Annotated in this window: 9 protein-coding genes; 5 read left to right on the plus strand and 4 right to left on the minus strand. The window is 46.0% G+C overall.

The annotated features are described in order from the left end of the window. The coding region (glgB, locus tag VK541_RS05170) for a 1,4-alpha-glucan branching protein GlgB (RefSeq protein ID WP_324367601.1) at positions 1 to 1,238 on the plus strand (1,238 nt) is incomplete at its 5' end. Here the strand turns inward: glgB and VK541_RS05175 are convergent. The 3 genes from VK541_RS05175 to VK541_RS05185 all read right to left on the minus strand — a co-directional run bounded on the left by VK541_RS05175 (position 1,183) and on the right by VK541_RS05185 (position 7,257). Further along, positions 1,183 to 3,891: a CHAT domain-containing protein gene (locus VK541_RS05175; protein WP_324367603.1), complete on the minus strand. Its 2,709-nt coding sequence runs from the start codon at positions 3,889 to 3,891 to the stop codon at positions 1,183 to 1,185. The two genes, glgB and VK541_RS05175, sit on opposite strands and share 56 nt — an antisense overlap. A gap of 35 nt (positions 3,892 to 3,926) precedes the next feature. Next, positions 3,927 to 6,098, minus strand: a complete 2,172-nt coding sequence (locus VK541_RS05180) for a DUF7619 domain-containing protein (protein ID WP_324367605.1) — start codon at positions 6,096 to 6,098, stop codon at positions 3,927 to 3,929. Positions 6,099 to 6,270: 172 nt separating this feature from the next. Then, positions 6,271 to 7,257 carry a hypothetical protein gene (locus VK541_RS05185; RefSeq protein WP_324367607.1) on the minus strand — a complete coding sequence of 329 codons (987 nt, stop codon included), beginning with the start codon at positions 7,255 to 7,257 and terminating at the stop codon, positions 6,271 to 6,273. Between the two features lie 115 nt (positions 7,258 to 7,372). Between VK541_RS05185 and VK541_RS05190 the strand changes: the two genes are divergently transcribed. From VK541_RS05190 to VK541_RS05200, 3 genes are all read left to right on the plus strand, one after another. Beyond that, positions 7,373 to 7,945 (plus strand): sigma-70 family RNA polymerase sigma factor, encoded by a 573-nt coding sequence (locus tag VK541_RS05190; protein WP_324367609.1) that lies wholly within the window; start codon positions 7,373 to 7,375, stop codon positions 7,943 to 7,945. After that, positions 7,942 to 8,733: a hypothetical protein gene (locus tag VK541_RS05195; protein WP_324367611.1), complete on the plus strand. Its 792-nt coding sequence runs from the start codon at positions 7,942 to 7,944 to the stop codon at positions 8,731 to 8,733. Before VK541_RS05190 ends, VK541_RS05195 begins: the two co-directional genes overlap by 4 nt. Before the next feature lie 109 nt (positions 8,734 to 8,842). Further along, positions 8,843 to 9,844 carry an LLM class flavin-dependent oxidoreductase gene (locus VK541_RS05200; protein WP_324367612.1) on the plus strand — a complete coding sequence of 334 codons (1,002 nt, stop codon included), beginning with the start codon at positions 8,843 to 8,845 and terminating at the stop codon, positions 9,842 to 9,844. On the opposite strand, the gene VK541_RS05205 is transcribed toward VK541_RS05200, so the two are convergent. Beyond that, the gene (locus VK541_RS05205; protein WP_324367614.1) at positions 9,837 to 10,481 is read right to left on the minus strand and encodes a DUF6266 family protein; all 645 of its coding nucleotides are present in this window, start codon (positions 10,479 to 10,481) and stop codon (positions 9,837 to 9,839) included. The genes VK541_RS05200 and VK541_RS05205 overlap by 8 nt on opposite strands. Before the next feature lie 768 nt (positions 10,482 to 11,249). On the opposite strand from VK541_RS05205, the gene VK541_RS05210 reads away from it, so the two are divergent. Next, on the plus strand, positions 11,250 to 11,744 hold the full coding sequence (locus VK541_RS05210; protein ID WP_324367616.1) for a hypothetical protein: 495 nt from the start codon (positions 11,250 to 11,252) through the stop codon (positions 11,742 to 11,744). Positions 11,745 to 11,799 lie beyond the last annotated feature (55 nt).

Here is an 11,799-nt window from a genome sequence, read left to right on the forward strand (position 1 = left end):
CACAGGAACTGATGTATCTGATAGAAGAACTGCACAAGAACGATATCGCCGTCATCCTGGACTGGGTACCCTCTCATTTTCCGGGAGATGCACACGGGCTTTATCATTTTGATGGAACCCATCTTTATGAACATGCCGATATGCGCAAAGGATTTCATCCGGATTGGAAGTCTTACATCTTCAATTACGACAGGAACGAGGTCAGGTCCTTCCTGATCAGCAACGCCATGTATTGGGTCGACAAGTTTCATGCAGATGGACTGAGGGTCGATGCAGTGGCTTCTATGCTTTATTTCGACTTTTCCAGGAAAGCAGAAGAAGCGGCTACAAATGAATACGGAGGCAGCGAAAACCTGGGTGCCATCTTGTTTCTCAAAGATATGAATGAAGCCATTTATGGCAATTACGAAGGCGTGCATACCATTGCCGAAGAAAGCAGTACCTATCCCGGTGTTACCCATCCGGTATTTGCGGGCGGTTTAGGCTTCGGCATGAAATGGATGATGGGCTGGATGAACGATACATTGAAATTCTTCAAGAATGATCCCATCAACAGGAAATTTCATCACCATCAGCTGACCTTTAGCGTTACTTACGCTTTTAGTGAGAACTTCATGCTGCCTTTCTCCCATGATGAAGTGGTGCATGGCAAGTCTTCCATGATCTATAAAATGCCGGGAGATGAATGGCAGAAGTTTGCCAACCTGCGCGTGCTCTATGCTTACATGTTTACCCAGCCCGGTACCAAACTGCTGTTTATGGGCAATGAATTTGCACAGACCCATGAATGGGACTTTAAGAGTTCCCTGGACTGGCACCTGCTCAAACACCCGCCCCATATTGGGATGCAGAAAACGGTAAGGGCCATCAACAAGCTGTACAGGTCCGAACCAGCACTGTACGAATACAGTTTTTCTCCTGAAGGATTTGAGTGGCTCAATGCAGACGATTCCCAAAATTCCATTTATATCTACATCAGAAAAGGGACCAAAGCAAAAGATACCCTGATCGTGATCTTAAACCTTACGCCGGTATACAGGGAAGGGTACCGCCTTGGTCTGCCATTCAAGGCCAAATGGAAGGAAATCTTCAATACCGATGCAGAAGAGTTTTTCGGCAGCGGCAAATCAAATGACGGCCTCTTGCTTCCGGAAGAACAGGAATGCAATGGCAGGGAACATTCTATCGTAATGGACGTACCGCCTTTGGCCGCCTTAGTTTTAAAACAAGGAAAATAAGCAGGATCATTGCTAAGCCTGACAGGATATATGGGATAAAACAGCTACTTGCAGGCTGAAGTACAATGTTTTGATCATGGCCCATATAGACCAGTGCATCCCAGTAGTAGGGAAGGTATTCCAGTTCAGAATTGTGCTTAAGGGATAACCAGTTTAACTTGGACTGGTGCAGTGCGGCAGCTATTTTTTTTCCTTCGAGCATATACCGGTAACAATCCGCAGTAATTGCGGACGCAGCATCATCATTCACATTCCATAACCCGGCTATGGTACCTTGAGTTCCTATGGCTGCAAACCCGCGGCTCAGACTAATTATTCCTTCTCCGGCAGCCAACATGCCATCCGCAGTTCTGCAGGCACTGAGCATGACCAATGCAGGTGCATTTTGCCGGGCCGACAGTTCAAATAAAAAGACCTGATCATCGTCCAGCACAAGTGCTGGTTCCTTTTGCGTACTGGATAAATAAGCATGGGTGCCAATATGCAGCACTGCAGACCGGTCAAACGCCTCAAAGAAATGTTTCACACTCGCGTCTTTATCCATCAGAAATTTCCCTGATACGATGTCCTTTATCGCCTCTGCTTCTTTTTCTACAGCAGGAATGTATTGCCTGGCTGTACCCTGATGGGCAATGAACAGTCCAGTGAACCCCTTGCTGCTATTTTTGCGGAAAGACTGATTGACGAGGGTTTGAATGGAGAAAGCATAGGATAACGAAGCTTTCTTTATCAAAAACGGCCATGCCGGTATAGAAGAGACATAAGTGCTGTCAGTGATCAGGCCGTCAAAAGACAAATATCCGGTCAGCTCATCTGGTATGATGATGAGCTGATCATCCTTAACGATCTTAAAGGGAGACACCAGGCTTTTATAGACGGCGTTTGAAGCTTTAAAGAATTTTTGCGGGTCATTCATCATGGCCTCAGGACCTTTATGATAATAGGTTTGTGAAAAATCTGCGATGCTCTTTTTTATTGAAGCTGCCCCGGTGATTTTGTTGATGTGAATGATCCGGCGGTTTTTTACCTCAATGACATAAATATCATGGATGCCCAGGAAATACTCGATCAGGTGTGCGCTGGCCGGCAGCCGGTTCAGCAGCCCCGATGAAACAGGATCATTGTCCCATACCCGGTTCAGAGCAGGATATTTTTCCTCCAGTTTCTTTTCGGCAGTTTCCAGTTTAAATTTGAGTTCGGCAATTTTACTACCCTGAGATTTCAACGCTTCAGGATTCTGGAGCATCTCTTTTTCGTAATAGGAGATCTCCCTTTCCAGCAGCTGTCTGTGAGCGAACAGGGCATCGCCGGTTTGCAGTGTCATTTGCTGCTGGTTTCGTCTGATCTCATCCAGCAAAGTACGTGCTTTACTCTGTTCAGCAATGTCTGTGATCACTTCGGCATAATGATAGGCATTAGTTTTCTCCAGCAGGCTAAATGCCAGCCCGATTGCCATTTCGGCCCTTTGTTTCGTCTCCGACTGAAAGCGCTGCCTGGTCTTTACATCAGCAAGTTCAAACCTGATTCTGTCCGCTGCCAGAAGGGAGAACATGACGTTTTCCAATGCCTCCCTTTCTTTGCTGAGCATGACATAAGCCAGGGCCTTTTGATAAAAAACATCGATGATCCTGTTGTCGCCAAATATTTTTTCCTTATTTACAGTCTGATCGCTATTCAGCAGGCCAAAGGCGTTCAGGTTTTGGTTAAAATAGACGAGGGCTTCCATAGCTTTATGTTCAGCCAGCTTTATCCGGCCCAGCTGGGTGATGAGGTATGCTTTCTCCCTGAGCCGGTTTCCATTATAATGCTGATCGTTGATCTTCAAGCCCAAATGGTAGTATTTTGCCGCTGCAGCATAGTGATGTTTGGCCAGTTCCACATCACCCGCCGTCGTGTAGCTGCTCAACAACCAGTAGGCCGTGTCAAAATCCGGTATTCGTTGCTGTTGCCTGACTATGTTGGCTGTGATGACCCTTGCCGCGAGGTCCAGTTCATTCCTGTCTTTATAGATATCGGCAAGCGTATTGTTCAGCAGGATAGTGGTATTGAGCGCAGTCGTCTTTTTCAATCCAAGGTTAATAGATGCTTCCGCTTTTTCATAATCTCCGACAGAACGGTATGAGATCGCCATATTGTTATAAGCACTGGCAGCTTGTTCATTGTCGTGGTCCCGCAGGGCAAAATCCAAGATCTTTTGCTGGATAAAAAGTGCCTTTTCATAATCTCCCAGCCGGGTGTAGTTATTTGCCCAGGGCTTCAGCACATAATCCGTAATCTCCGTATTGAGCTTGTTGTCTGTCCAGAAATTATAGGCTCTTTCATAAGAATTTATGGAAGCCAGGATCTCGCCTGCATACAGTTGATTGTAGCCCAGATTGCTCAGCATAATGAGCCATGCTTCTTTTTCAGGAGCAGACACCGGCTTTCGCCAGATTTCCTTTTCAGTAGCCATTAAAAACGGCAGGGTTTGCCTGGGTGCATTGTAACTGTAATCCACTCTTGCGTACAGCCACTCCGCAAGGTTATTTGTTTTCTTTAAGGAATCCAGTTTTTTTAAGAGCGAAGAAGGAATGATGATGGTTTGGGCCATTGCAGACGCAACCCATACTGACAAGCAAAGAAAAATGCAGTATCCTAATTTAGCTGACCTCATTCCACATCATTTCAGCTAAAATAACCTTTTTTAGCTTAAAACTTCCAGGTCAGGTACGTGACCATCCTGTTGCTTGTATTTTGAAGAGTAAATAAGTACCGGAACCCAATAGATGGCCCCACATGGACCTTACCCAATTGCACATCGGCAAACAGGGTGTTCTGAAAGTCGTTGAAGCTGCTCTTTATCTTATCATAGGTCTTGCTGATGGTGGTCGTAGTGCCGGGCGACTGTATGAACTCCAGCACTCCGGTCCGTGACGGCAAAGCCTGCTTGTCCAGGTTAAAAGAGACCAATGTCCCCACACCTGCCCCGAAGTACTTGTTGAAGTTGCGCCTCAGTTGCAAGGGCACCACATTGATAGTGACCACTTTAATCACCGCGCTGCTGTCTATATAATTGACCCGTGCTTCTTCCCGTTTACCATTGGCATTCTCTATCGCTACAATCCTGCCATCGCCCGGAGTGCGCTTGATCAGGTATTCTTTTTCCGCGTACGAGCTCATGTACAGTTCAGCCTGTAGAAAATACCTGTGCGGTGCATAGGGCGCAATACTCGCCCCAAAACTGATGTTCTTTTGGCCGGAAAAAGGAGAATTGCCATTTTCAAAAGGAAAGCCGTAACCGGCGATGACACCCGGCGATAAACCCATTTTGTATTTGCCAACAGAGCGGTTGGTATAGATCGGGTCATTCTTGTCAAATACAATGGCCGCCCCGCTCTTAAAGGGAAGCTTTTTAGGCCTCTCTTTAAACCCGATATTATATTCAATAAAACCCATGGTCGAATCGGCATCTTTAACCCCTTTTTGCTGCATGCCCGGCAGGTAAATGTTCTTAAAAACAAAATGAACACTATCAGCTGTCCTTATCGTATCCAGGCTGCTTTGACTGGCGTAGCCAGAAGAATCACTCATCATCAGTTTGGGTTTGGAATCCAGGATCTCTATGGAAGCCATGTCGAGCACCTCAGCGATCGCCACACCCACATCTACTTTTTTAGCCGGACCCTTACCCGTGTTCTGGAACCTCACTTTGTAGGTCAGCTTTCTTTTTTTACCCGTCAGGCGAAAATTCATCCTGCTGTTTTTCATCATCATCTTATTGGGATCATGAGAAGCGACGATCTGCAGTTCCATAGTGAAAGTTTCAGCCGGTACTAACGGATCACTGGGTGTAAACAGACCCGTCAGCCGGACTACGGCGTTGGTATCTTTGATCATGTCGGGTGTGGTTTTGAACTGCATGAACAGGAACCTCTCCTCACCCGCTTTCAGGTTGTCAAACTTCCAGCTCTCTCCCGTTTTGAAGGCAGCCATTTTTTCTTTGATCAGTGCAATGCCTTCCGGATCCAGTACAGCAACATTCACACCGCCATCAATCATTCCGGAAAGCCCATGAAGATCGTTGGGCCCTGGCACAAAGCCGTAAAAAACATCAGGGGCACTGCCTGGTTTCAATATTGAGACAGCACCAGTTTTGTCAAACCGGCTTTTCTGCTCCTTATGATAAACCCTGGTTTCAGTCAGCTCAAAATTGTCCCTGTTAAATTCCCTGTCGTTATACAAAATCGTCAGAGTCCCTCCTAAACTGGCCAGTCCGTTTTCCCTTTTATTTTTATACCCGAATATCAGCATCATGTCCTCCCCGGGTTTGGGCATACAATTGCTCCTCATCTCAATGGAACCGCCCGATTTGAAGAATGCCGAATCAGCACCGGAGGTACCTGATACACCGGAAGCGCTCGAAGCCAGCACCGGCCTGCTGCTCCCCGGCTTTAAGGGTTTTGGCCGGGTAGGGGGGCGTTTGCCATCGTCATAGCTATTGGTCGCAAACAAGCGCACATTGCGCAATAGTGAATCAGGAAACACATGTTCAGGTTCCTTGTCAAAAGAAAAAGAACCATCTCCAAATTCCCAGAAATAAGTATAAAAGGGTTCAGGTGCGCCAGCTATTGGCCTTAAAGGCCTCAGCACAGAACTGAACTTTACCACGCCGTTCTCCTCTTTGTAATTGATAATAGCAGGTACTGTGTCTTCGGGGAGTGTCTGAAGCGGCAATGGTTTTGCTGCCTGCAGGCCTTTTGTTTTTTCAGCTTCGCCCTGCGTTCTTTTGGCCTTGTGTTGGGCAACAGCAGGCTGTATAGCGGTAAGCAGAAGAGCAGCCCCTGTGACAATCGGCAGCCATATGCGTAGACGTGTTTTCATCAGTATCCATTTGGTAGATAGCAAGGAGGCCATCTATGATTAAAAGTACAATAAATTTTTGAACGTCATTGCGAGGTACGAAGCAATCTCAGATGTGGGATTGCTTCGTACCTCGCAATGACGTGATGCAGATCAAAACGTGATGCAGTCAGCATATTCCGGATCAAAGACCTTAATAACTATCCAAGCTATTGATCGCAGCCTGAACTGCGGCTTCAGTGGTTTCAGCTAAAGTCAGTGTAATGTTTTGACTGGCAGAGATTGTAGTTTCCACAGCTGCGTAATAGAACCTTCCGTCTTTAATAGAGAAAGCAAGCATCCGGCCTTCAGCACCTATCGGCATCATATTGTCATAGCTTTTTACTCCGCTGCCATTTGCCGTGTACAACTGCGCCGCCACATTACTGCCCTTTGCACAAAAGAAGACAAAGGTCTCGCCGCTAAATCCGCGGAAGGAGGCAAAAGTACCCGGGTTATTGGCCACATCAACAGTCACCGTAGTTTTAGGATTGGCATAGCTGTAAAATACATCACAGTTGATCCAGCCCAGGTTGCCAAAATCGAAGGTGAAGTTTGAAGCAGTTACCCCTACCTCTTTACCGCCTACGCCATTTGCCGCCCTTGGCGCAGCCCAGCCCATCTGTGCGCCCGCTGCAGCTACAATGGGTTTGTCTGCCTGATCCACACCCACCCAAAGCTGCGTAAAGCCCGAAGTTTTCTTAGTAGGAATAGAGATTTTGATCGGCACAGCCAGGTTCTGGTCCACACTGGAACCATCAGATTTGACATCCACAAAGATGAACCCGTCTGAAGCCAGCGGAGCGCCAGAAGCGTGATTGGTATTGGTGCCGCTCAAAAGTACAGCACTTCTTCTCAACACTTCAAATACTTCGACGCTGACATTACCGGTCACCGGCACGCCGCCTTTGGTCAAAGAACCTACCGGGAAGATTATTTTTGTGCCGTCCAGAAAGGTCAGCGTTTGCGGCAGGGCCGAAGCGTTGATTTCCTTTACCTGTTTTTGCGAGCCAAACTTTGCCATAAATTCTTTGGCAGTATTTACCGTATTGTCTCCTACCGAATGGTTTTCTTTTTTACATCCAATGGTTAAAGCAATCATTGCGATGAATAGTACTGATGTTAAGTTTAAAGTTTTCATGTTCGTGTTTTTTAAATGTGATTCGAATAGATATCAACGGCAATAAAATTTTGTTACCCCCCTTATCAAAAGAAATTTTAAATTAGTGGCGATATGCTCCATTATAAATCTGCCAATGGCTAAAAACATACATGCCGACCAGCGGTACATTACCGGCCTGGTCAATAATGATACATCGGTCATCAACGAAATTTATAAGCATTGCGCCAGCAAGGTCAAGTCCTGGATCACGTTTAATAACGGGAGCGAAGACGACGCAGCAGATATTTTTCAGGAAGCATTAATGGATGTCTACCGCCAGGGCAAATACAAATCACTGGAACTGACCTGTCCTTTTGAACCCTACCTGCTGCTGATCTGCAAACGCAAGTGGCTCAACCAGATTAAAAAAAGATCCATAATACAGGTAACAAATAGCGAGGAAGATTTATTACATATCGGAGAAGATACATTTGCCCATGCAGATGAACTTGAAAAGCAGGAGCAACAATCGAAATTGTTTTACAGCGCTTTTGAGAAATTGGGCGAGCGCTGTAAAGAGATCATTTCGTGGAGCATGAAAGGCGAGGCACAGGAAAAAGTAGCCGAGACCCTGGGTGTTACTTATGGCTACCTGCGGAAAAAGAAATCTGAATGTATGGCTTCTCTGATAAAAATGGTTCAATCGATAAAAACAGAAGGACAATGAACGAAGATAAAATATTAGCCGTGGCCCGATACCTTGAGGGCGATATGGAAGCCGGAGAAAAAGCAGGGTTTGAAATGTCCCTTCAATCAGATGCAGCGCTGCAGGAACTCGTCGCTCAGTATAAAGACATTCACCAGAGCTTAAAGTTGAGAATTGCTCCGGACGAGCAGGACAAGCAGGTAGAAAGCACGCTGAAAGACCTGAACCGGCAGTATTTCAAAAATGAGCCTGCTGTAAATGAGGCCCCTGCCGATAAGGCTTCCTTCAGTGCGGCCCAGACAAAAGAAACCAAAACCCTTTCTTTAAAACCTTATCTCAAATGGATCAGTGCAGCAGCAGTGCTGCTGATCGGGCTTTTCATCTGGGCGCCCTGGTCATCTGGCCTGTACGAAAAATACAGTTTCAGCAAACAAATGTCAGTGACAGAGCGTGGTGCAGATAACCAGGCGCAGCTCTCCAAAGCAGCGGAACTCTACAATAAAGGGGACTATGCAGAGGCCAGGAAAATACTGGGAAAAGAATACATGTTCAACCCTCAGAGTCCATTGCTGACTTATTACTTTGCCATCACGCTGATAGAGACGAAGCAGACTTACGAAGCCAGGACACTGTTGAAACACTTGTATGAAGGCCAGTCCGTATTTAAGTACGATGCTGCTTTTTACGCAGCACTCAGCCTGGTAAAAGAAGATAAAAAGGCAGAAGCTGTTGAATGGCTCCAAAAGATTCCGCAGGAAAATGCCAACTATGCAAAAGCACAAGAGCTGATCGCTGAACTTAAAAAATAGCCCTTGCAGAACTTAAAAAGCGGCCCTTGTAGAATTAAAGTCATATCACTCACAATGAGTTCAGTTTAGGTGGGACAGGTAGTAATTTTGCAGCTCATTGTACATAACTATGAAAAAACTGCTTGCAGATCTCCCGTATTCCATATTAGACCTCGCTACTGTAATAGAAGGAAAAACACCCGCCGATACGTTTAAAAACAGTGTTGACCTTGCTCAGCATGTAGAAAAATGGGGTTTTCACCGCTATTGGCTTGCCGAACACCACAACATGATCAGCGTGGCCAGTTCAGCTACTTCGGTCGTGATCGGGCACATCGCCAATCATACCAAAACCATCAGGGTAGGCTCAGGAGGCATCATGCTGCCCAATCACTCCCCACTAATCATTGCCGAGCAATTTGGTACTTTGGAATCTTTATTTCCCGGCCGCATAGACCTTGGTCTGGGCAGGGCACCCGGTACAGATCAGGTTACGGCAATGGCCATCAGGGGCGAGCGCTTCAGCGGAGTCAATGATTTCCCTAAAGATATATTAAGACTGCAAAGATATTTTTCTGCCGAAAACAGCACCAGTGCTGTAAGGGCCATTCCCGGCGAAGGTCTTGATATTCCCATCTGGATATTGGGCTCGAGTACGGACAGTGCACACCTCGCTGCGGCTATGGGCTTGCCTTATGCCTTTGCCAGCCATTTTGCCCCTGCGCAGCTTTTGAACGCCATCAAAATCTACAGAGAAGAGTTCAAACCATCGCAATACCTGGACAAACCTTATATTTTAGCTTGCGTCAATGTGGTGGCCGCTGATACCGATGCAGAAGCAGAAAAACTGGTGACCTCACTCTATCAATTGTTTAGAGGAATAGTCACCGGCAAAAGAATGCTGCTGCAACCCCCGGTTGATAGTATGGAAGACATATGGGATGAGTTTGAAGAAGCACAGGCCAGCCAGATGCTTGCCTGCACCTTTGTGGGCAGCAAGGATACCATCAAGGCCGACCTGCAACGCTTTATAGAGCAGACACAAGTCGACGAGATCATGGCCAGTTCGCATATTTATGACCATCGGGCCAGGCTGCGATCTTATGAGCTGATGGCAGAAGTGTTTATATAAACACACTATTGCTTATGCTGTTGCCATCCTCTGCTACAAAAGTGATGTAACAGTGCATAGGAGCGGTCAGGTAAGCAGGGGGCAGTTCAATAAAATCTTTGAGTGCCTTTCTTTGCGCCCCTATTAAAACGCAGACCACATTCTCATTCGACGCAGGCAGATGATCAGGGTCAGGATAGTAGATGAGCAGCATGGCGCGGTCGTTCAGTATATTGTCATGAACAAGCGGATCAAGGCCCCAGGTAAATTCCAGGCCTCCGGGAACAACATTGACATTTGGTTCAAATGCAGGCGGCAATGAACCCTGACTGACCAGTAGTTGACTATAATCAATACTGATTTCCGGATAGGCACCCAGGCAGGCATGCTTAAAATTGTAAGACACGGCTTCATTGAAAGGGTTTTTATCTGTCCCCTTCACCACCAGTTTAAAGCCCACATTGATCACAGTAAGCATGGCACCCAGTGTGGTGTTTAGCAAAGAAATCTTTTGTCTTACCGCCAATTGCTTTACGCTGGCAGGTTTAGTGCTTTTACCCTTTGTGCGTACCAAATCTTTTCCATTGCGGTTGTAGCCTACGAGGTCACCCAGTTTGCCCGAGAAACCCCCAAATAGTCCTTTAGGTAATCTTGCCATTTTTATTTAGGTTTAAATTCTTTCCTGTCGGGAGTTAAACTTACACATCAAACCAGCTGCCACCAATCTGCGCAGACAGATTGCACAAGCATACAGAAGATCTAACTTAGTCTCCCGATAGGCTGGGGACTAAGCAAACACTACGATGAGACTATGATTAGGCTGCTGAAGGGCTACTGAAATAAATACGGATGAAAGGAAATTGCATATCCGAATGTGCAAAATTAGTTGAAAACTGCACATTCAGATGTGCAGTTTTTGGAGTTTCTAAGAAATTAACAGAAGCTTAATACACTGGTTTTATATTTTACATCCAAATATTATTCACATTTACCATAAATATCACTAATTTTAAAAAAGGGATAACTAACTGTTTTCATGGCTAAACTGCACATTTCAGTGAAAGTGACCCCTCCATTTCGGTGCAAAGTGGCCGCAAATTAGATTGCCGAGTGAGTTAAAAAGTTCCTTTCCCTCTGAACCAATATAACCAACACCCCGGACTTATCGTCCATAGCTGCAAAAGCTCATCCAATCACACTTCAGATTATATTTCCCTGGGAAATGGCGCTCCAGACCGCATTCCTTCGACACATCCATGCCTTGACCTCAAATAAGGCGATATAAATGCTCCAAGAGTCCAAACCAACCATGACCCAAGCCTAAGGGGAGAAAAGCTTTTTAAGGCTTCTATTTTGCCCCATCTGACAAAAATAAATACAGAAATTTTGATTAGAAATATGCACTTCAGACCTAAAAACGGCCACTTTGCCCCGAAATAAGGCGTCAGTTTGGAGCGAAACAGGGTGTCAGTTTAAACGCGGAACGAGTGGCCACTTTTGGCGAAATACCCAGGCTTATACCCTAGTGCCGGGCAAAGAGCCCTGGGAGACAAGGCAGGTAACGATTGGGTTTTGGAAAGCGGGAGAGTTGTCGGTGATCAAGGACAGCTTTTTTTTGCAAAAGCCTTCATTTCACCATCTGGAATATGCTGCGGGTACGGTGCTGCGCAGCATTTCTTATGATGCCCTTCAGGTAATGAAGCTTAAGACGGTTGAAACGAATGAACTGATCGCTAAGATCCTCGCCAACGATTATACAAAGGTTGCTGAGCGGACGGAATTTCTCAAGATGCCTTCCGATGAAAGGTATGATTCGTTTCTTGATCATTTTGGTGCAAAAATAGAGCAGTATTTTGAGCTGAAGGCCATAGCGAGCTACTTGGCAATGGACCCGACTACGCTAAGTATATTGAGGCGGTAGTGAAATATTATGTTTGTATTTGCTTATGAATAAGGTACTTCATATTAAAAGGCAA

It is taken from the genome of Pedobacter sp. (genome assembly GCF_035317785.1).
Classification (GTDB): domain Bacteria; phylum Bacteroidota; class Bacteroidia; order Sphingobacteriales; family Sphingobacteriaceae; genus Pedobacter.

Coding starts and splice junctions, on each gene's coding strand:
- VK541_RS05175 (WP_324367603.1), bottom strand. CDS start 3,891: ATGAGGTCAGCTAAATTAGGATACTGCATTTTTCTTTGCTTGTCAGTA.
- VK541_RS05180 (WP_324367605.1), bottom strand. CDS start 6,098: ATGAAAACACGTCTACGCATATGGCTGCCGATTGTCACAGGGGCTGCT.
- VK541_RS05185 (WP_324367607.1), bottom strand. CDS start 7,257: ATGAAAACTTTAAACTTAACATCAGTACTATTCATCGCAATGATTGCT.
- VK541_RS05190 (WP_324367609.1), top strand. CDS start 7,373: ATGGCTAAAAACATACATGCCGACCAGCGGTACATTACCGGCCTGGTC.
- VK541_RS05195 (WP_324367611.1), top strand. CDS start 7,942: ATGAACGAAGATAAAATATTAGCCGTGGCCCGATACCTTGAGGGCGAT.
- VK541_RS05200 (WP_324367612.1), top strand. CDS start 8,843: ATGAAAAAACTGCTTGCAGATCTCCCGTATTCCATATTAGACCTCGCT.
- VK541_RS05205 (WP_324367614.1), bottom strand. CDS start 10,481: ATGGCAAGATTACCTAAAGGACTATTTGGGGGTTTCTCGGGCAAACTG.